Genomic DNA, 20462 nt, shown 5'->3' with positions numbered 1-20462 from the left:
TTCAACCACCTATGCTTTGATTATTTTTTTAATTGATTAATTCTTTCTGTAACAGCTGCTTGTTTTTCTAAATAATCTTTTTCTTTTGCTTTCTCGCCTTCAACAACGGCTTCTGGAGCACTTGAAACGAATCGTTCATTGCTTAATTTCTTTTGAACGCGTTCAACTTCTTTAGACCATTTATCTAATTCTTTTTCTAGACGTTTAATTTCTTCTTCAATGTTGATTAAATCTTCTAATGGTAAGAAAATTTCTGCTCCTGTAATGACAGCACTCATTGATAACTCAGGTGCGTCAACACTCTCAGCAATAACTAACTCTTCTGGATTACAGAAACGTTCAATGTATTTTGTATTTTCATTAAAGAATAAGTTTACCTTTTTCTCGTTTGTTTTAATGAGTAAGGTAATTGGTTTAGACATTGGTGTATTAACCTCAGCACGAATGTTACGTACGGCACGAATTAATTCTTGTAGAACTTCCATCCCTCTTGCTGATGTTTCATCAGTGTATTCTGGTACAACAACTGGATAAGGAGCTGTTACAAGTGACTCACCTTCATGAGGAATTTTTTCCCAGATTTCTTCTGTTACAAACGGCATAATTGGATGTAATAATTTTAAGATTTTATCTAGTGTATACGTTAAGATACTGCGTGTCATATTTTTCTGAGCTTCATCTTCTCCGTAAAGAATTTCTTTACTCATCTCAATATACCAATCACAGAAGTCATCCCAGATAAAGTTATACAATTGACGTCCTGCTTCACCAAATTCAAAACGATCGAAGAAATAAGTTACTTTTTCAATTGTTTCGTTTAAGCGAGTTAAAATCCATTTATCAGCAACTGTTTTTTCACCATCTAGATTAACATCTTCGTAGTTAAATCCTTCTAAATTCATGATAACAAAACGAGAAGCATTCCAGATTTTATTGATAAAGTTCCAAGAAGCATCCATTTTTTCATAACTAAATCGCATGTCTTGTCCTGGTGTTGAGCCGTTTGATAAGAACCAGCGTAATGCATCTGCACCGTATTTATCAATAACGTCCATTGGATCAATTCCGTTACCTAAAGATTTACTCATTTTACGTCCATCTTCAGCACGAATTAACCCATGCATTAATACTTTTTCAAATGGTGATTTACCAGTAAATTCTAAACTTTGGAAAATCATACGACTTACCCAGAAGAAAATAATATCATAGCCTGTTACTAGTGTGCTTGTTGGGAAATAACGTTTGAAATCTTCTGATTCTTCATCAGGCCAACCCATTGTTGAAAATGGCCATAATGCACTTGAGAACCATGTATCTAAAACATCTTCATCTTGAGTCCAGTTTTCAATGTCGCCCGGTGCATCTTCTCCTACATACATTTCGCCAGTTTCATTGTGATACCATGCTGGAATTTGATGTCCCCACCATAATTGACGTGAGATAACCCAATCATGAACATTTTCCATCCATGTTAAGAAGGTTTGATCAAAACGCGGTGGATAAAAATCAACTTTATTGTCAGTTTCCTGATTCTTAATTGCCATTTCAGCTAAAGGTTTCATTTTAACGAACCATTGTGTTGAAAGTCTTGGCTCAACAACAACGCCTGTTCTTTCAGAATGTCCAACACTATGAACATGTTTTTCGATTTCCTTCATCAAACCTAATTCTTCTAAATCTTTTACAACGGCTTTACGAGCTGTAAAACGGTCCATGCCAGCATATTTACCAGCTGTTTCATTCATCACAGCACTAGCATCCATTACATTAACACGTGGTAAATTATGACGATTACCTACCTCAAAGTCATTAGGGTCATGGGCTGGTGTAATTTTAACAACACCTGTTCCAAAATCCATTTCCACGTATTCATCTGCAATAATTGGAATTTCTTTATCTACTAAAGGTAAAATAACTTTTTTACCAATTAAGTCTTTATAACGTTCATCTTCTGGATGGACTGCAACAGCAGTATCTCCTAGCATTGTTTCTGGACGAGTTGTTGCAATTTCTAACTTGCCACTTCCATCTGCTAAAGGGTAATACATATGGTAAAAAGCACCTTCAACATCTTTATGGATAACTTCAATATCTGATAAAGCTGTTTTTGCTTGAGGGTCCCAATTAATAATATACTCCCCACGATAGATTAAATCTTTTTCGTATAATTTCACAAAAACTTTTTTAACAGCATCTGATAATCCATCATCTAATGTGAATCTCTCACGAGAGTAGTCTACTGATAGCCCTAATTTACCCCATTGCTCACGGATATGGCCTGCGTATTCTTCTTTCCATTCTTTAGTTGACTCAACAAATTTTTCACGGCCTAAGTCATAACGAGTTAATCCTTCACTACGTAACTTTTCTTCTACTTTGGCTTGTGTTGCAATCCCGGCGTGGTCCATTCCTGGTACCCACAAAGTATCAAATCCTTGCATTCTCTTTTGACGGATAATCATGTCTTGGAGTGTTGTATCCCATGCATGACCTAAATGAAGTCTACCTGTTACGTTTGGTGGTGGAATAACAATTGAGTAAGCTGGTGCGCTCTTGTCTCCACTAGGTTTAAAAACATCTTTGTCTAACCATTTCTGGTAACGACCTTTTTCAACAGATGTCGGATCAAATTTAGGTGCTAAATTTTTTTCTTCTGTCATAATATCTTTCCTTTCTTATTTAACATTCGGCAATAAAAAAAGTCCTAAAGTATTTCTACTTTAGGACGAATTTACACGCGGTACCACCTAGATTACAGTGCTAAAAAACACTGTCACTTAAAAGTGAGTTAACGATCACTAATCGAAAAAAACTTTCAGCTCCTAAGCAACCTTCACACTCTTTAAAGGAAAACCTTTCAGCCAGTGGGTTTTCTTTCTATTTGCTTCTCACAAGTGCTACTCCTCTTAATCTAAGCATTTTCTTATTTCACTCATTTTACAATGAAACACATTTTTCGTCAAACTTAAATCAAAGTTTTTGCTGCTTCAATTGCTTTTGTATAATCTGGCTCTTGAGCAATTTCAGGAACGATTTCTTCGTAAGTCACTACACCTTCTTGATTAATAACAAAAATTGCTCTGGCTAAATGATTAATTTCAGGAATATATAAACCGTATCCCTTACCAAAAGCTAAATCAGTATCACGAAGCATCATCATATCAACGCCCTCAGCTGCACACCAATTACTTTGTTGCTCTTTTGAGTTATTTGAAATAGTTACGAAATTGATTTCCTCCATTGAAGCTGCTTCTTGATTAAATCGTTTCGTTTGAATCGCGCAAACACTTGTATCAATATCTGGAACCACACTAATGACTAATGGTTTAGCTAATAAATCTGATAATTCGACTGTTGAATCGTTTAAATCTACTAAAGAAAAGTTAACGGCCTTTTCACCTGTGACAGGTTGATTTCCTTTTAATTCTAATGGTTGACCTTTTAATGTTACTTGCATAAAAAAACACTCCCTTATCTTTATTCTTCCTTTAGTATAAAGAATAAGAAGAATAAAGACAAAAGAGATGCTTGAGTTTTAGATAGTTTCTAGTTCTGGATGATTATAGTTTTCATCATAATAGATTAATGTTTGAAGTTCCGTTGTTAAATCAATGTATTGAACTTGTACGTTATGTGGAACACGTAGTCTTCTTGGAGCAAAATTTAAGATAGCCGTAACGCCAGCTTCCACAACTGAATCAATTACTTCTTGCGCTTTGCCACTTGGAACAGTCATAATAACTGTTGAAATAGCTTCTTTCTTGATAATTTCTCCCACTTTTTCGATATCCTCAATTTGTACGCCATTGATTGTTTGGCCGATTAACTCAGGATTTGCATCAAATGCGACTACAATATTTAAGTTAGTATTATTTCGAAAATTATTGTTAATCAGTGCTTTTCCTAAATTACCTACTCCAATTAACGCAATGCGTTTTTCGATTTCGGTGTTTAAAATATTACTAAACACTTGAATTAAGTAGGGAACATCATAACCATACCCACTACGTCCTAATTCGCCAAAATGTGAAAAATCACGACGAATCGTAGCTGAAGGAATTTGAATCATTTTACTAAACTCTTTTGATTTAATTCGCTTGACTCCACTTTGATCTAAGGTTTTTAAATAACGAAAGTACAAAGGGATTCTTTTGGCCGTTGCTTTTGGAATGGTATGATTTTTTTTTATATTACCCATGTTTACACTCCTTGTCCTAATTGTGACTGTTTTCACATTTAGTGTATCACGGAAGTTTTCACATTTCAATGAATTTGTGAAAATAGCACAAAAAAAGTAAGTTAAGTTAAAATTGTATGTGCCTAAAAGCAAAGAAATGAGGATAGATAATTCATCTATACCTCATTTCTTTCTAATTTTACTTAAAATAATTCATCCATAGCTTCTGTGGTCTCATTTAAAAAATTATCACTTGATTTAATTTCTTCAATGGTAATTCCAGCCATTGCTCTCTCTAGCATTCCTTCAATATCTAATCTTTCTTCGTATTGAAGAACTTTTTCTAATTTTGGTTTTGTTTTTGGTTCTGGTGGAGCGAAAATCGTACAGCAATCTTCAAAAGGTTGAATCGCTAACTCAAATGTATCAATTTCTTCGGCAATTTCAATGATTTCACTTTTATCCATTGTAATAACGGGTCTAATAATTGGTGTTGTAGTCACCTCATTAATAGCCAACATACTATGCATTGTTTGAGAGGCTACTTGGCCTAATGATTCGCCGTTAATAATGGCTAAACCATGTCTTTCTTCACGGATTAAATCAGTCAAGCGTAACATGAATCGTCTAGTCACAGTCATCCAGTAACCAGAAGGGATGGAACGCTTAATTTCTTCTTGGATTTCAGTAAATGGAACCGTAATAAATTGAATACCTCCAACATAAGGTGTTAACTTAACTGTTAAATCTTTAGCTTTTTGTAATGCTTTTTCACTTGTATAGGGTGGGCTATAGAAATGGACTGCTTCAATTTCTACTCCTCGTTTCATTCCTAAATAACCTGCGACAGGAGAATCGATTCCGCCTGATAACATTAACATTCCCTTACCACTTGATCCAACAGGTAAGCCCCCCGGACCAAAGATAGTCAAACAAGAAAGGTAAGCTGCTTCATATCTAACTTCTACATCAACTCGAATATCTGGCTTAATCATTTGAGCTTCGATACCAGGGATACCGTGATAAATAGCTCCACCGACTTCCCTATTCATATCGTTACTATCCCAAATAAATTGCTTATCTGATCTACGACTTTGTACTTTAAAGGTTTGTCCTTCTGTCCAGATTTCTTTTACCATTTTAACAGCTGTTTGACAAATGACTTCTGTGTTTTTTTCAACTCGGATAACAGGTGAAAAACTTTGGATACCAAAAATCGAACCCAAATGACTCATCACTTTATCACTATCTGCCCCGTTTAATATCAAATGCATTCTATCTCGGTCAGCTTGAATTTTAATTTCTTCAAATTCATGTAAGCTTTTTTTAACGTTATTTGATAATTGACTAATAAACAAACGTCTATTTTTTCCTTTTGTTGATAACTCGCCGTAGCGAACCATAATTTCAGTATATTTCATACGTTCTCCCTTTTACCCGTTAATTTTTTCAAATTTATCATGTAACTGTTTTAAGATAATTAAAAATTGTTCTGCTTCAGCCGATGTGTTTTTTTCATCTAAACTAACTCTAATAGCTGTTTCTGCTTGTTTACTTGGTACTCCCATTGATTGTAAAGTACTACTAGACATTTTCTTTTTACTTGAACAGGCACTTGTTGTGGATACATAAATTTCTTTTTCTTCAAAGGCATGTACTAACACTTCGCCTCTAATTCCTTTAAGTCCCATACATAAAATGTGAGGAGCTTGAAGTCTTTCTTCCTCTGGTGAAAAAATAGTTACTTTTGAAAATTTTGCCGCATTCTCGGCAATGTAATCACGAATTCTTTTAATATGTTTTACTTTTAAGTCTTCGTCTTCAAATAATAATCGACAGGCTCTAGCAGTACTTACAATACCTGGTGTATTTTCTGTTGTACTACGTTTATTATTTTCTTGTCCACCGCCTGTTAAAAGTGGTGCTAACTTATTACCTTTTTTCCAATAAAGGATCCCGACACCTCTTGGTCCATGGAATTTATGAGCAGAAAAACTAGCGAAATCAACGCGATCTGTTAACCAGTCTTCTGTTGGTATTTTACCCACTGCTTGAACAGCGTCTACATGATAGTGAATAGATGGATAGTTTTCTAGTACAGAACTAATTTCTTTAATCGGTTGAATTACACCTACTTCGCTATTCACCACGATTGTTGAAACTAAAATCGTTTGGTCTGTAATTAGCTTTTCAAGTTCAGAAACATTAATTTCACCTGATTTTGATACAGGAATATAACTTACTTCAAAGCCAAGGCTTTCCAATTGTTTAGCTGTTTCTGTTACTGAAGGGTGTTCGACTGACGAAATAATTAAGTGATTTCCAAAAGGTCGTTTTTCGATTGCTGTTCCTTTTAACACCCAATTATTACTTTCTGTTCCCCCGCTCGTAAAGTATAATTCTTCTTTTTTGACACCCAATTGTGTGGCAATTTGATCTCTAGATTTATCTAGTAGCACATTTGCCTGTTCTCCTAATCGGTGTAGACTGGATGGGTTCCCAATAAATCTTTCACTGGTTCGTTTATAGGTTTCTAATACACTTTTATCGATAGCTGTTGTCGCACTATTATCAAAATAAATCATTTTAGTCACTCATTTCTAAAAATTCATGTTTCATTATAACGCCTAGTCTCATTTTCATCAACCAAACTCAATTTTTATTGAATCTTATTTTTTTACAGAAAAAAACAGTAGACTAGGCTACTGTTTAAATCATATTATCTTTATTATCATAATAATATTTTCTAATGCGCTCTGTTACTCCCGGTTCGATTCTTTCAATCGCTTCAGAAATAGTATCTAAAGCATCTTGATAAAGATGTTCTCTCGAGAATAAACTTAAGCTTCGATCAATCGCGTTTTTGATTTCTGGATGAGAGAAACGGAAACGGTTAGCGTATTGAATCATTTGCTCTGTTAAAGCAGCACTATCGATTAAGTTATTTGTTTTTTCGTTTAATGTGGCAATATCTTCTTCACATAAACCAACTAATCGATCGATATGATTCATATCTATTCTAATCTTATTAAGCTCGCGGCTTAATTCCTCAATTCTTTCACCAGCTACAAAGAAAAATTCTAGGTAGCTACTTGGTATTCCAGGTAAACGTTGCTTTTCAATATGTCTCTTCAATGTACGCAACTCTAATTCATAGTCATCGATCTTCTTAATGGCATCTCTCTCACGAGGAGCAAAGTCCTTGATAGATTGGCCTGTTTCGATTTGTTCTTCTTCGATATCTTTTAATTGATCTAGACTCTCGCGGTAAAATGCAGCTACTTGTGAAAATACTGCTTTTTTGTTTTTTAATTTGTCTTCTATTGCATCGAATTCTTTCTGCATTTCTTCCATTTGTGCTTGGAAGCCTCGAACTTTACCTAATTCGTTGTTGTTTAACACATAACTTTGAGAGACTGTATCTAATTCAATTAATAATAAATGATTGTTTTTATCTGCATGTTCTAAGAAATTAACTAAAGTCGCTTTGTTTTCATTCACATAGTGACGTGCTTCAATTTCTTTTTGCATCACATCATATAATTGGTCAATTTCTTTAGCGATTTCGCTATTTAATTTCCCAACATTTTCTACTTCTAATTTTTCTAAATTCATTAAAGTAGAACGTACCTTGCCATCTAATTTATCAACGTTTGTTTGAACGATGTCATTTTCAAAGACATAATGGTCTTTTTTCATCGACTCATAACCATCTTTAATTTCCTTCAATTGTTTAGGGAAGACTTTATCCAAAGTTTCAAACAATGGTGGTACTTCATCAATTACTTTTTGAATCTCATAAGTTCTCTTTTCAGCTTTTTCTAATACCGTACGAGCTTCCATTGGGTCGCCAGCAGTATTTAAAGCAACGAACTGTGTAAAATCACGTTCAACATTTTGAATTTGTTTTTCTAATTCTTTATAAGAAACACCGTATTTATCAGAGTCAGATGTAACTGATTCACTGATTGCTTCATACGCATCTAAAGCTTCTTGAACTGCTTCAGAGTTTCTTACTTCGCTTTCTTTTAAGTCACTTAATCCTTTTCGAATTTCTTCGACTTCAGATTCCATGTTTACAAGAGTTAATTCTGCTTCTTCAATCGCATCTTTAACTTTCATCAAGCGGAATGTTTCATTTAAATTTTCAATTTCAAAAATAAGGCTTTCTAATTCAGCAAATGATATGGTAGAAATGTCAATCCATTTTTGGTTCCATTCTCTAAAAGTATTTTGACTTTGGCCTACTAAGTGCATTTTTTTGACGCTATCAACTTCTTCTAGAACTGGTAGATCAAATAACGCAATTTTACGTTTTTCTAACTCCTCCAGTCGATCTTGATTTTTTCGTCTCATAAAAAAAGCTACCAAATACGTTGCAACAGCAAGGATTACAACAATTAGTAAAAGCCATAACCAAAGTTTAGTATTCATGAAATTTCCTCCATTAATGTTATTCACCACTACCCTTTCGTCTCACCAGAAAAAAACAGCTATCAAAGTTTTCCTTTTTCGGTCCTCTTGAAGCTTGTCTATCTTTGCAATCAATCTCATTATTAGAAAATTTACATCTAAGAAAGATTATATCACATTCGCTTCTTTGTATCACTAATAAATTACTAAAACCTCCTTTTTTTTCATCTAAAAATCACTTAAATTCACCTTCTTAAGAAAATTTTCATCTTTTTTCATCTTACTTTTTAGATTTTCTTGCAATTCATTATTCTCTTCTGTATCGTATAAATTAATCAATTTTTAATTTTGGAGGTTTTTAAAATGAAGGTGACAAAGTTTGGTGGGAGTTCTCTTTCAAATACAACACAATTACAAAAAGTTCTTTCTATTGTAAAAGCCGATCCTGAACGACGGTTCGTTATTGTTTCGGCACCAGGAAAGCGAGTAGAATCAGACACGAAAGTCACTGACCTACTTATTCAATATGCTGAAACCTTTTTAAATAAACAAAATACAACTCAGATTGAAGAAGATATTATACATCGCTATGAAGAGATAAGCCGTGAACTAAATTTAAAAACAGCTCTTCCTGAAATCAAACATCTTCTATCTTCCCTAAAAGAAACCACTTATGTTTCCGTTCCTAGAATCATGGATTTATTTAAATCAAGTGGTGAAAATTGCCATGCGATGTTAATAGCTGAATTTTTTAGCCGCAACGGTTTGCCTGCTCAGTACATTCATCCAAAAGAGGCTGGTCTATTAGTTGAAGATATTCCTGGAGATGCGATTATCAAAAAAGAAGCCTATGAAAAGCTATATAACTTACGACAATTAGATAAAGTAGCCGTTATTCCTGGCTTCTTTGGTATAACTGAAAATAATGATATTTGTACTTTTTCAAGAGGTGGTTCTGATGTAACTGGCTCCATTGTTGCAGCAGGTGTTAAAGCTGATCTCTACGAAAATTTTACTGATGTAGATGCTATTTATTCTGCTCATCCTGGGATTATCCCTAATTGCCACGCCATTAAGGAATTAACTTTTAGTGAGATGAGAGAACTAAGTTATTCTGGTTTTAAAGTTTTACACGATGAAGCTTTAATGCCTGCCTTTAAAGCTAATATTCCTGTTGTTATAAAAAACACTAATAATCCAAGTGCTCCAGGTACTTTAATTTCCTCAAAAAGAACAACTTCAAATGAGGCAGTTGTCGGTATTGCTGGTGACTCTGGTTTCACAAGTATCTATATTAGTAAATACTTAATGAATAGACAATTAGGTTTTGGCTACTCCGTTTTAAAAATACTAAAAGATTTAGAATTACAGTATGAGCACCTTCCCTCTGGAATTGATGATATTACAATTATTTTAAGAAAAGATCAGTTAAATAACTCTCTTGAAGCTGAGTTAATCAAGAGACTTCAAGAAACTCTTGATTTAGATGAAATTATTGTTAAACATAACATTTCTATGATAGCTCTTGTTGGAGAAGGCATGCGAAATAACATTGGGGTAGCTTCAAGAGCTACTTCAGCTCTATCAAGAAATCACATCAACTTAGAAATGATTTCTCAGGGATCTTCTGAGGTCAGTATTCTATTTGCGATTGATGACGCGAATGAAAAAGACGCTATTAAAGCTCTTTACTATGAGTTCTTTTGCTTGGCCAAATAATTTAATAAAAGCATGATTATGATCAAAAAATCACAATCATGCTTTTAAATTTACTCCACATCAAATAATGATAGTACTTTTTCTTTTTCTGGAGCGTATAACCCAACTAACGGAATTTCTAGGTGTCTCTTCTTTAACTCTTCCTCTAAAACAGCCATAAACACACCCTTTTCATCCACTCGTCTAATAGACGCTAAATCGTCTTCTAAAGGGCTTTCTCTATCTGAAAATTCTCCCATCCAACAATGAGAACGGTAGGTACAGTCCACACCACAGCTTGGACTCCCATCAACTCCTATAATACCAATAATATCAAAAAGACTTTTTTCTTCATAATACGCTTCCATTTCATCTAAGATAGGTGTTAATATAGAGACGCAATGTTTTTTATAAAAAGGGTTATTAAATTGATCTTTCACATGTCCCCATCTTCTTGGTCCATAAAGAGTAAATTCTGGACAAGGAAGCTGAGCAATGTGGATGTCTTGCTCGATTGCTTTGATTAAGACTTCTTTTCTAAGCTTGTCTTCAGCTGCTAGAGATGCTTCTTCTGATTGCAACTTGGCAGAAGGATTTAACAAACAATGAGCAACATATAGTATCTTTTTCATATCTTTCTCCTTTTTTAACGTTGTATGTATTGTTTTTCTTTAAAATACATTACTTAATCAAATAATAGCAGAGGAGGAATTTTTTAACAATCAAACCCAAAAATTTAATAAAGTAGTTGTGTTTTGAAGATCAACTTTATATAAATAAAAACATTTATTTTTGAAAGGTTGGTTTTGTTATGTTTAATAAGATTAAACAAGATTTTAACTCAATGACTATTTTATTAATCCCGATTGGCGTTGCTATCAATTTTATTGGAGGTCAAATTAATAGCGCACTAAAATTACCTTTGCATCTTGATACAATTGGCACGATACTAAGTAGTGTTCTTGCAGGTCCATGGGTAGGTATTTCTACCGCTCTTGCAGGTAAACTTGTTAGTATGATCACAAGTCCAGGTTATTTTGCATTTATTCTAGTTAGTTTAGGTTTAGCAACAGCTGTTGGTATCTTTTCTAAAAAAGGATATTTCACATCTGTTCCAAAATCTCTTTTAGCTATGTTAATAACTGGTTTACTTGTTGCTATTATTGGTAGTTTTGTTCGTATTACATTTTACGGTGGTATTACTGGAGATGGTTCTTCTTTAATTATTGCAACTCTTTTAGCAAACGGTCAAGAAATGGTTAAATCCATTTTTGGTGTTGTCTTTATTTCAAACTTAGCAGATAAATCTCTTTCTATTATTTTAAGCTTATTGGTCGTAAAAAGCATGCCTGATCGCTTGTTGATCAAATACCCTTGTGGACCAATCTACATCAACAGCAGAAAAAAATAGACGTATGAAAACAACCAATACTCTTGAGACTATCCATCCGCTAACTAAAGCATCTGTTATGACATTTTTATTATTTTTAATTAATTTATTTCCAACGAAAAAAGTCATTATAAGTTTATTCATTATTCTTATTTTACTCTTTTTACTTGTGCCAAATAAGTTAGGGCTTATCAATAAAATATTAATTACTATTTTATTATTATTTCTTCCCATGTTTCTTATGCAAATTTTATTTAAACCGGGAGAACATATTTTATTTTCTTGGTTCATTATCCGAATATCAACTGAGTCCATTAGTTTTGCTGTTAATTTATTTATTAGGTTATGCCTAATTTCAAGTTGTATTTTGCTTTTCTTTCACGTTACTAAAGTGAAAGATTTCACTATAGCATTAGAAGAAATTGGTGTCCCTAAGTCTGTTACTTACGTCTTACTCGCTACTATGATGTTAGTACCACAAATTATTCAGCGCTCTAAAGCTATTATGCAAGCTCAAAAAATTCGTGGAATTGAGATGAGTGGTAGTATTTCAACTAGGTTAAAAGCCTTTTTACCAACGATTACACCATTAATTTTAAGTTCATTAATGTCAACGGAAGAAAGAGCCTTAACCCTTGAAACGAGAGCTTTTTTTTCACCCCATAAAAAAGTTTATTTAAATTCTTTTAAAAAGCATGCTTATGATAAATGGGTTATTACTTTATCTCTTTTAGGTAGTGCTTCTTTAATCTTACTAAAGGTGGTATCCATATGGCCTATATAACTTGTGATAACCTAACTTATAGTTATCCTTTATCTGAAGAACCCGTCTTAAATGACCTATCTTTTGAAGCACAAAAGGGAGAGTTCATCGGAATTGTTGGTCAAAACGGTTCTGGAAAAACAACTTTTTGTCATGCATTAAGGGGTTTTGCTCCACTTTTTTATAAGGGAGAATTTTCTGGACAGATTACATTGGCTGAAAAAAAGATTCATGAAATGAAACGTCTTTCTGATATCGCTGATTTAGTTGGTTATGTTTTTCAAAATCCTTTCACACAGATGAGCGGTATTGAAGAAACTGTATTTCAAGAGATGGCTTTTGGTTTAGAAAATCTAGGTTTGCCTAAGGAAAAAATAATAAATAATGTGACACGTACTCTGACTGATTTGGGATTAACATCGATTCAAGATAAGCACCCCTTGTATCTTTCAGGAGGACAACAACAAAAAGTTGCGCTAGGTTCTGTTCTTGCAATGAATCCTGAGATTTTAATTGCTGATGAACCAACCTCACAACTTGATCCAGCTGCAACAAAAGAAATTTTCTCTCTACTAAAAGAGAATCAAAAAAATGGAAAAACTATTTTTTTAGTTGAGCACAAAATAGACCTTCTCTATGAATATGCAACTCGAATTTTAATTATTCATGAGGGAAAAATAGTTGTCGATGACAAACCAGAGATTGCCTTTTTAGACGATCGATTGGCTATGTTTGGCGTTGAAATGCCAAACATATTGGCGTTGGGCCAGTTACTTAAAGAGACATATTCTCTTGATTTTCTCCCAACAAAGCAACAAGAAATTGAAGAAGTCTTACTGTTTTATCGAGATAGAAAGTAGGTTTTAAAATGAAAGAAGCAATTTGTTTTGAACACGTATCTTATAGATACAATGAAGAAAGTGATTGGGCGTTACAAGATGTTTCCGTTACGATTGAACGCGGTGAACAAACAGCTATTATCGGAGAAAATGGTGCTGGTAAAAGCACATTTGCTAAATTGTGCTGTGGTTTGCTCAATCCTGAACATGGGACTGTTACCATCGATTCAAAAGAGATTTATCCTTTAAAAAATAAGGAAAAAGCATCTCTAATTGGTTATGTCTTTCAAAATCCAGATGATCAAATCTTTTTATCCACTGTGGAAAAAGAGATTAGTTATCCCCATAAAGATTACCCTGATAAAGAATTCTTTCATGAGGTTGTTTCTTTGTGCCAACTAGAGAATCATTTAGATAGTCATCCTTATAACTTGCCTTGGTCAACGCGTAAGTTTATAACAATTGCTAGTATTATTCTTCAAAAACCAACATATATTATTTTCGATGAACCAACAGCAGGACAAGAAAAGAAAGGAAAAGAAATTTTGAAAAATATATTAAGTTATCTAAATAACCAACAGACAACAGTTCTTATGATTTCTCATGACATGGAGTTTATTGCAGAAAACTTTAAGCGTGCCCTTGTCTTAAAAGAAACTAAAGTAATTGCAGATGACTCAACTAAACGTATTTTTTATAACGAAGAGTTGCTTCAATCATCTGGACTCGATCAACCATTTGTACCAAAACTTCTTTCTTCCTTATATTCGGTTGATTCTGAAGTCCTAACAATGGATGATTTGGCTAAGGAACTATGATTTTTTGAGAAAATAATTTCAGCGTGACTGAGAATTTTCTTAATTTTAGGTTTAAAATTAAATAGAAAAAAGTCCACCACATAATGTTTATGAAAGAAAAACATTGATTGGCGGACTTTTTTATTAATTATTTTCTATTTGACGTTTGATTTCAGCTTTTATTTTAGGTTCTGGTGCATAATCTTCTTCCCAATTTTCTGGTTTTAATACTTTTTTAGTTACTTCATGATAACGTGGTTTACCATCTGGAAAAAGTTTCCCCATATTAGCTTGATGAACCATACTAAAAATAGGTGTCGGATCAACATTCATCATAACAAATGAACCGTAAGTAAAATAAAGTAAATCAATCAACGCATCTACTTCATCTGTTAAAGGCTCAACGGATTTATTTTTTTCAAGTATTTTTTCTGTTTCAGAATCTAATGTTTCTTTTAAATAGGCAATACTTTCTTTGAATTCTTTTTCATTACCACCATTAGCAGCATATAAGAATTCAATTATTTCTTCTAACTTAAAACCACTACGATATTCTGCTTCTTGTTTACTTAGTGCTCTCACTGTATCGTGGTTAACAGGATCAAAGTGAGCGTGAAATTCTTTAACTTCTTCAAAAGGTGTTGTCATCCATGAACCTCTTTCTATCTAATAATTTTTAACTCTTGTAAAGCTTTCATAATGCCATCATTGTTATTAGTATCAGTTATGTAATCCGCTAATTCTTTAATATCTTCGTTAGCATTTCCCATAGCAACGCCAATACCAACTTCTTTTAGCATCTCTGTATCATTCCAACTATCTCCAAAAGCGATTGCTTCTTCTTGTTTGATACCATAATATTCTAACGTTTTTTGAATCCCAACTATTTTAGAGCCACCTTTTGGAATAACATCTACTGAATAAGGGTTTGATCTGGTAAAGTGACAATCTGGAAACATTTCTTCTAGTCGTTTTGTTTCACTTTCTGGACTAAGTAAGACACATTGATAAATTGGTTGAGAGAAAATCGGTAAAGACATAAAACGATTATCAGCTTTAGGAAAAATCTGCCATTTTTTCAAAATTTTCTCCAATTCTTTAGCAGATACTTTTTCTGGAAAATAATGATACAGCTGCTTTATCAAGCGTCTTTGGCCCATTCTCATCGACTTACTTCCGTAAAAAGATTTTCGACCACCAAATATCATTTGACGGTTCTCCTCATCCCCAAACATAGCTAAACGCTCTAATGTCTCTTGAGTAAAATAATGCTCATAAATACCCGCGTCATGGGAAAATACAATTTGACCATTGTATAAAATATACGCATCCATTGGCAAATTTCCTACTAAACTTCTGATTCTTTTAGGTCCTCGTCCAGAAGCAATACAACAAATAATATCATTTTGATGTAACTTTTCAATTGCTCTTGACGTTGAAGGTAAGACTTCTGCGTCACTTGTCAATAGTGTGCCATCAATATCAAAAAAAGCTGCTTTAATCATCGAACTCTCTCCTTTAGAATAAAGACGTTTGATTTGGATTTAGCCCTTCGTATTCAACGCCTAGTATTTGTTTTAGTATCATTCCATTAGGGGCTGCGTCCCCTGCAGAGTTATTATTAAAAATAACTGCAATATTTTTTGCTTTTATCCCCTTTAAAACGTCACTCAACTCTTTTAACTCTTCTTTTGAATAACAGTAAAGATTTCTCTTTTTTCGCCAGTCCTCACTATCATCCAGCCAATTCCCTTTATTTCTACCATGAAGTCTGACAAAAACAAAATCTGGATTAGTTACCGATAAATCAAAAGGAACTGAGTGAAGAGCAACTTGAGGCTGATCGACAATAACTAATGAAAACTGATGCTCCTTCATAAACTTAATCATCGATTCCTTCATCTTTTCGTCATACCAACTGCCATTTCTAAATTCAATAGAAATTGGTTCGTTTGGATAATAAACTCTTATCTGTCTTAAGTAGTTCACATTTTCTTTGGTACACTTGAAACTTGCAGGAAATTGAAAAAGAATAGCACTTAATTTCCCTGCCTGTTTTAAAGGTGATAGAAAATTTTCATAAGCTAAAAACATTTCTTTTTCACTTGTATAATAATCATCCCAACTACTATGTCTTGTCATTCCTTTATAAGCTTTCACAATAAATTGAAATGTTTCTGGTGTTTTATTTACCCAATTTTGACTTGTCTTTTCTGACTTAATGCCGTAAAAACAAGTATCTAATTCCACAATCGGAAAATAAGAAGCATACTCTTCTATTGTTAACTTAGGTTTATTTAATAAACTACCATGCTCAACAAAAGTTGTCATACCAATCTGAATCATTTGCTTCACCTCAATACTTATTATAACAAACATCATCATAAAAGGAGACGATTGCCTCTTTAAAGATTTAAAAGGCTTAAGACGGTTTGTTTCATGTCCCTTGTTTTAATATTTGTCTCATGGCGTATTGGTAATTTATCAAGCTCTTCTATCACTTTAGGAATTGGTAATTGCGTTTTTTCGTGTAGCACTGCTACTTCTTTTCCTTCGTGATTTGGACCGATAAAACAAGCCGGGAATTTATAGGGACTTGCTGTTGAAACAATCATCATTTTTAAAGGCTCTTTTTCCATTTTTCTATAATCATCTGCTACTTTTTTAGCTACTGCTGTATGAGGATCAATCACATAACTTGATTCCATAAAGACTTGTTGAATGACTTCTTCGATTTCTTCTTCTTCAGCAAATCCTGCGTAGAAATCTTCCAATTTATTTTTTTCTATTTCCAATAAATGATAGTTACCTTGTTGCTTCAGATCATACATTAAATTATTCAAGCGGCTATTGTCTTTATCCACAACTTCAAATAACAACCTTTCTAAGTTACTTGAGACTAATATATCCATTGAAGGAGAGTTCGTCACAAAGAAATCTCTGTTTTTTAAATAACTTCCTGTATTAAAAAAATCAGTTAACACTTTATTTCTGTTTGAAGCACAAATTAATCGGTTAATTGGTAACCCCATTTTTTTAGCATAGTAACTAGCTAAAATATTTCCAAAGTTACCCGTTGGAACAGACACATTTATTTTCTCACCTAACTCGATTTCTCCTCTTTTAACAAGTTGTTGATATCCATAAAAATAGTAAACAATTTGTGGGACCAAACGACCAATATTAATAGAATTAGCTGAAGAAAATTGCATATGATGCTGATTCAATAGTTCTTCTAATTCTTGGTCTTCAAACATCTGCTTAACAGAAGTCTGAGCGTCATCGAAATTGCCATCAATCCCAACGACAAAAGTGTTGTCACCTCTTTGAGTTAACATTTGCTTTTCTTGAATATCACTTACTCCATCTTTTGGGTAAAACACAATTATTTTAGTTCCTTTAACATTAGAAAATCCTTCCATTGCAGCTTTTCCAGTATCACCAGATGTTGCTGTTAAAATAACGATTTCTTGATCTACTTCTTGTTTTTTTAAAGCTGTTGTCATCAAGTAAGGTAAAATAGACAACGCCATATCTTTAAAAGCTAACGTTGGACCGTGAAATAGTTCTAGATAGTAATCAGCTCCTTGTTTATTTAAAGGTGCTATTTTTTTATCAGTAAATTTATCATTATAAGCTTCTGAAATACATTTTTTTAACTCTTCTTCTGAAAAATCAGCTAACAGTGGCTGCATAATTTTATAAGCTAATTCTTGATAGGTTTGTTGTAAAAATGTTTCTTCAGTTATTAAAATGGTAGGGAATTTTTCTGGAATGTATAAGCCTCCCTTACTTGCTAAACCGTTTAATATGGCTTTTGAAGCTGTTACTCTTTCATTTTTATCTCGTGTACTTTGATACATCATTTAACAAACCTCCATAAAAAGACTTTTAAAAAGTATACCATACTCTCATTATTTTTTAATGATTAATTAAACAAAAAAGAAGCTATAGCAAAAGAGTTTATCCTTTTTACTATAGCTTCTTCTAATGTTTAATTTTCTAATTCTGCTAGTATTTCATCCATATTTTTAGAACCAAATACTACTTTTTCACCATTAATAATCATTGCTGGAACACTCATGATTTTCTTTTCTTTTTTCAACTCTGGGAAAAGACTTGTATCAATCATTTCAGCTGTCACATTATGGTTAATAGAAGCAATTCGTTGGCATGCTGCTACTACATCTGGACATAAGTGACACGTTAATGACACGCAAATCTCAATTTTATTTACTTTCAGTTGCTCAATTCTTTCTTTAACTGCTGCATCAATCTCTTGACCTTGGCTACCTACATTATAAACTGCAAGAACCAATGAATTTAGTTCGTGACCACTTGGAATGCCACTAAATTTAATACCAGTGAATTCATCATTTTCATTTAAGATAGCTAAAGATGGCATACGTGTTAATTGAATGCTTTCTTCTAAAGCAACATCTTCACCTTTATCCACTGAACGGTAAATCATCTTGTCACTTAGACTTGAAAATTCTTTAGCAAAGCTTGCCAATTCAACCGATTTTGGATTGCTCGCATCTAATACATGAAGTAAGGTAACTGATTTTGTTAATTTGCCAAAGATTCCTTTTAGTTGTTCCTTCATCGCGTCTGGGAACCAACCACCACTTGTATTTTGATTAGAAGTTTCTTTCTTCACTTCTTTTGGTTGAGCTTTCTTAGTTTCTTTTGGTTTAGCAATAACTGTTACTTCAATCCCTAATTTTTCTTTTAATTTCTCAACGTATTGTTGCGCTTTTGTTGCTGCAATTGCACCATCAGAAGTTGCTGTTACGATTTGACGAAGTTCTTTCACACGTAAATCTCCAGCTGCATAAACACCTTCGATATTAGTTTCCATGTTATCATTTGTTGGAACAAATCCACGACCATCTAACTCAAGCTGTTCTTTCACCAGTTTTGTATTTGGACTACTTCCCGCAAAAACAAACATACCAAATGAGCCATCTTCTTCTGATGCTTCAAAAACTGATTCTTCTCCTGTTTCATTGTTAACAAAAACAGCTTTTTGTAAAACGCCATCACCAGAAATTTCTTTAACTTCTGTGTTATATGTAATTTCAATATTTGGATGCTCTTTAGCTAGGTTAGCTGTAGCTGGAGCACAAGTAAAGTCAGGCTCTCTAATAATCATGTGTACTTTTTTAGCATATCTTGTTAGATAAACAGATTCTTCTGCTGCTGCAAATCCTCCACCTAAAACGAATACATCCATACCTGTAAATAACTCACCATCACATGTTGAGCAATACGCAATTCCACGGCCTGTATATTCGATTTCTCCTGGGAAACCAATCTTATTTCTAGAAGTTCCTGTTGCAACAATGACAGCATATGCTTTAATTTCTTGGCCATTTTTGTCTACTAAAACTTTTACATCATCAACTAGTTTAGTTTCAACGATTTCTTTAGTAGTGAATTCACAACCAAAAATTTCAGCTTGTTCACGCATTTCTTCAATTAAAGCTGGTCCAGTTGCATCTTTTACACCTGGATAATTGGCAATAGTTGACGTTGTTACTGTTTGCCCACCAATTTTATCCTTCTCGATAATAATTGTATCTAACATAGATCTTCCAGCATAAATACCTGCTGATAAAGCGGCTGCTCCTGCACCAATAATGGCTAAATCATAGATTTTTTCTGTCATCTAATTAATATCCTCTCTTTAAAAAAGAGACTGACCATTAGCGTCAACCTCTTTTAAATTTATTCTATTTTCAAAACGACTAAATTTTACCAACTAAATCTAAACTTGGTGCAATTGTATCTTCACCTGGTTTCCAGTTTGCCGGACATACTTTATCGCCATGTTCTTCAACAAAAATAGCTGCTTCTAATTTACGAACTAATTCTTCTGCATTACGACCAATTCCCATATCATGGATTTCATATGCCTTAATTTCGCCACGTGGGTTAACAATGAATGATCCTCTAAACGCTTGACCTGCATCTTCATCTAATACTTCAAAGAAGCGAGAAATTTTACCACTTGGATCTGCTAACATCGTATATTCGATTTTTCCAATTGTATCTGTTGCATCTGCCCATGCTTTGTGAACAAAGTGGCTATCTGTAGAAACTGAGTAAACTTCACAGTCTAATTCTTTAATTTTTTCATAGTGATCTTGTAGATCTCCTAGTTCAGTTGGACAAACAAAAGAAAAATCTGCTGGATAGAAAAAGAAAATACTCCATTTACCAACAACATCTTCTTTATTTACGGTTACAAACTCACCTTGACGATAAGCATCTGCTTGAAATTCAAATAATTCAGTATTAATCATGTTAGACATTAAAAATTCCTCCTGTTTGTTATTTATTACACTATTATCCTACCAAACTAAAATTACTTTGTCAAAAG

Annotated in this window: 18 protein-coding genes and 1 other annotated feature; of the genes, 5 read left to right on the top strand and 13 right to left on the bottom strand. The window is 33.4% G+C overall.

Annotated elements, in window-relative coordinates; all coding sequences use genetic code 11:
* Positions 1-20: 20 nt before the first annotated feature.
* From H9L18_RS03540 to H9L18_RS03515, 6 genes are all read right to left on the bottom strand, one after another.
* Positions 21-2660 (bottom strand): valine--tRNA ligase, encoded by a 2640-nt coding sequence (locus H9L18_RS03540; protein ID WP_126790975.1) that lies wholly within the window; start codon positions 2658-2660, stop codon positions 21-23.
* A 58-nt stretch (positions 2661-2718) separates the two neighbouring features.
* Positions 2719-2923: a binding site (T-box leader), on the bottom strand.
* 42 nt (positions 2924-2965) lie between these two features.
* Positions 2966-3457, bottom strand: a complete 492-nt coding sequence (tpx, locus tag H9L18_RS03535; RefSeq protein ID WP_126790977.1) for a thiol peroxidase — start codon at positions 3455-3457, stop codon at positions 2966-2968.
* Between the two features lie 78 nt (positions 3458-3535).
* Complete coding sequence (locus H9L18_RS03530; protein WP_126790979.1) at positions 3536-4198, bottom strand: redox-sensing transcriptional repressor Rex; 663 nt, start codon at positions 4196-4198, stop codon at positions 3536-3538.
* Positions 4199-4380: 182 nt separating this feature from the next.
* On the bottom strand, positions 4381-5598 hold the full coding sequence (thiI, locus tag H9L18_RS03525) for a tRNA uracil 4-sulfurtransferase ThiI (RefSeq protein ID WP_126790981.1): 1218 nt from the start codon (positions 5596-5598) through the stop codon (positions 4381-4383).
* 12 nt (positions 5599-5610) lie between these two features.
* The gene (locus tag H9L18_RS03520; protein WP_126790983.1) at positions 5611-6762 is read right to left on the bottom strand and encodes a cysteine desulfurase family protein; all 1152 of its coding nucleotides are present in this window, start codon (positions 6760-6762) and stop codon (positions 5611-5613) included.
* Positions 6763-6886: 124 nt separating this feature from the next.
* Positions 6887-8611, bottom strand: coding sequence for a septation ring formation regulator EzrA (locus H9L18_RS03515; RefSeq protein ID WP_126790985.1), 1725 nt, complete (start codon positions 8609-8611; stop codon positions 6887-6889).
* A 342-nt stretch (positions 8612-8953) separates the two neighbouring features.
* Here H9L18_RS03515 and H9L18_RS03510 point away from each other — a divergent pair, with 342 nt between their 5' ends.
* Entirely contained in the window at positions 8954-10309 is a 1356-nt protein-coding gene (locus H9L18_RS03510) for an aspartate kinase (protein ID WP_126790987.1), read from the top strand.
* 50 nt (positions 10310-10359) lie between these two features.
* Here H9L18_RS03510 and H9L18_RS03505 read toward each other — a convergent pair whose 3' ends face one another.
* Complete coding sequence (locus H9L18_RS03505; protein WP_126790989.1) at positions 10360-10920, bottom strand: CD3072 family TudS-related putative desulfidase; 561 nt, start codon at positions 10918-10920, stop codon at positions 10360-10362.
* A gap of 179 nt (positions 10921-11099) precedes the next feature.
* On the opposite strand from H9L18_RS03505, the gene H9L18_RS03500 reads away from it, so the two are divergent.
* From H9L18_RS03500 to H9L18_RS03485, 4 genes are read left to right on the top strand one after another with little or no spacing between them, the layout of a single operon-like run.
* Entirely contained in the window at positions 11100-11699 is a 600-nt protein-coding gene (locus H9L18_RS03500) for an ECF transporter S component (protein ID WP_126790991.1), read from the top strand.
* A 4-nt stretch (positions 11700-11703) separates the two neighbouring features.
* Positions 11704-12462 (top strand): energy-coupling factor transporter transmembrane component T, encoded by a 759-nt coding sequence (locus tag H9L18_RS03495; protein WP_126790993.1) that lies wholly within the window; start codon positions 11704-11706, stop codon positions 12460-12462.
* Positions 12450-13301, top strand: coding sequence for an energy-coupling factor ABC transporter ATP-binding protein (locus H9L18_RS03490; RefSeq protein WP_126790995.1), 852 nt, complete (start codon positions 12450-12452; stop codon positions 13299-13301). The genes H9L18_RS03495 and H9L18_RS03490 overlap by 13 nt, the downstream gene beginning before the upstream one ends.
* 8 nt (positions 13302-13309) lie before the next feature.
* A complete protein-coding gene (locus tag H9L18_RS03485; RefSeq protein WP_126790997.1) occupies positions 13310-14098 on the top strand; it encodes an energy-coupling factor ABC transporter ATP-binding protein in 789 nt (262 codons plus the stop codon).
* Positions 14099-14221: 123 nt separating this feature from the next.
* Here the strand turns inward: H9L18_RS03485 and H9L18_RS03480 are convergent, their stop codons facing one another.
* The 6 genes from H9L18_RS03480 to ahpC all read right to left on the bottom strand — a co-directional run bounded on the left by H9L18_RS03480 (position 14222) and on the right by ahpC (position 20394).
* A complete protein-coding gene (locus H9L18_RS03480; protein WP_126790999.1) occupies positions 14222-14725 on the bottom strand; it encodes a pyrophosphohydrolase domain-containing protein in 504 nt (167 codons plus the stop codon).
* Between the two features lie 14 nt (positions 14726-14739).
* Positions 14740-15582 (bottom strand): Cof-type HAD-IIB family hydrolase, encoded by an 843-nt coding sequence (locus tag H9L18_RS03475; RefSeq protein WP_126791001.1) that lies wholly within the window; start codon positions 15580-15582, stop codon positions 14740-14742.
* A gap of 13 nt (positions 15583-15595) precedes the next feature.
* Complete coding sequence (locus tag H9L18_RS03470) at positions 15596-16423, bottom strand: DUF72 domain-containing protein (protein WP_126791003.1); 828 nt, start codon at positions 16421-16423, stop codon at positions 15596-15598.
* 59 nt (positions 16424-16482) lie between these two features.
* Entirely contained in the window at positions 16483-17943 is a 1461-nt protein-coding gene (thrC, locus tag H9L18_RS03465; protein ID WP_126791005.1) for a threonine synthase, read from the bottom strand.
* 128 nt (positions 17944-18071) lie between these two features.
* Positions 18072-19748: an FAD-dependent oxidoreductase gene (locus H9L18_RS03460; RefSeq protein ID WP_126791007.1), complete on the bottom strand. Its 1677-nt coding sequence runs from the start codon at positions 19746-19748 to the stop codon at positions 18072-18074.
* 79 nt (positions 19749-19827) lie between these two features.
* Positions 19828-20394 carry an alkyl hydroperoxide reductase subunit C gene (gene ahpC, locus H9L18_RS03455; RefSeq protein WP_126791009.1) on the bottom strand — a complete coding sequence of 189 codons (567 nt, stop codon included), beginning with the start codon at positions 20392-20394 and terminating at the stop codon, positions 19828-19830.
* Between the last annotated feature and the right edge of the window lie 68 nt (positions 20395-20462).

Source organism: Vagococcus carniphilus (genome assembly GCF_014397115.1).
GTDB classification, from domain to species: domain Bacteria; phylum Bacillota; class Bacilli; order Lactobacillales; family Vagococcaceae; genus Vagococcus; species Vagococcus carniphilus.
Note: the sequence above shows the minus strand (reverse complement) of the source record. Positions and strands in the feature narration are given on the sequence as shown.

Coding starts and splice junctions, on each gene's coding strand:
- H9L18_RS03540 (WP_126790975.1), bottom strand. CDS start 2,660: ATGACAGAAGAAAAAAATTTAGCACCTAAATTTGATCCGACATCTGTT.
- tpx (WP_126790977.1), bottom strand. CDS start 3,457: ATGCAAGTAACATTAAAAGGTCAACCATTAGAATTAAAAGGAAATCAA.
- H9L18_RS03530 (WP_126790979.1), bottom strand. CDS start 4,198: ATGGGTAATATAAAAAAAAATCATACCATTCCAAAAGCAACGGCCAAA.
- thiI (WP_126790981.1), bottom strand. CDS start 5,598: ATGAAATATACTGAAATTATGGTTCGCTACGGCGAGTTATCAACAAAA.
- H9L18_RS03520 (WP_126790983.1), bottom strand. CDS start 6,762: ATGATTTATTTTGATAATAGTGCGACAACAGCTATCGATAAAAGTGTA.
- H9L18_RS03515 (WP_126790985.1), bottom strand. CDS start 8,611: ATGAATACTAAACTTTGGTTATGGCTTTTACTAATTGTTGTAATCCTT.
- H9L18_RS03510 (WP_126790987.1), top strand. CDS start 8,954: ATGAAGGTGACAAAGTTTGGTGGGAGTTCTCTTTCAAATACAACACAA.
- H9L18_RS03505 (WP_126790989.1), bottom strand. CDS start 10,920: ATGAAAAAGATACTATATGTTGCTCATTGTTTGTTAAATCCTTCTGCC.
- H9L18_RS03500 (WP_126790991.1), top strand. CDS start 11,100: ATGTTTAATAAGATTAAACAAGATTTTAACTCAATGACTATTTTATTA.
- H9L18_RS03495 (WP_126790993.1), top strand. CDS start 11,704: ATGAAAACAACCAATACTCTTGAGACTATCCATCCGCTAACTAAAGCA.
- H9L18_RS03490 (WP_126790995.1), top strand. CDS start 12,450: ATGGCCTATATAACTTGTGATAACCTAACTTATAGTTATCCTTTATCT.
- H9L18_RS03485 (WP_126790997.1), top strand. CDS start 13,310: ATGAAAGAAGCAATTTGTTTTGAACACGTATCTTATAGATACAATGAA.
- H9L18_RS03480 (WP_126790999.1), bottom strand. CDS start 14,725: ATGACAACACCTTTTGAAGAAGTTAAAGAATTTCACGCTCACTTTGAT.
- H9L18_RS03475 (WP_126791001.1), bottom strand. CDS start 15,582: ATGATTAAAGCAGCTTTTTTTGATATTGATGGCACACTATTGACAAGT.
- H9L18_RS03470 (WP_126791003.1), bottom strand. CDS start 16,423: ATGATTCAGATTGGTATGACAACTTTTGTTGAGCATGGTAGTTTATTA.
- thrC (WP_126791005.1), bottom strand. CDS start 17,943: ATGATGTATCAAAGTACACGAGATAAAAATGAAAGAGTAACAGCTTCA.
- H9L18_RS03460 (WP_126791007.1), bottom strand. CDS start 19,748: ATGACAGAAAAAATCTATGATTTAGCCATTATTGGTGCAGGAGCAGCC.
- ahpC (WP_126791009.1), bottom strand. CDS start 20,394: ATGTCTAACATGATTAATACTGAATTATTTGAATTTCAAGCAGATGCT.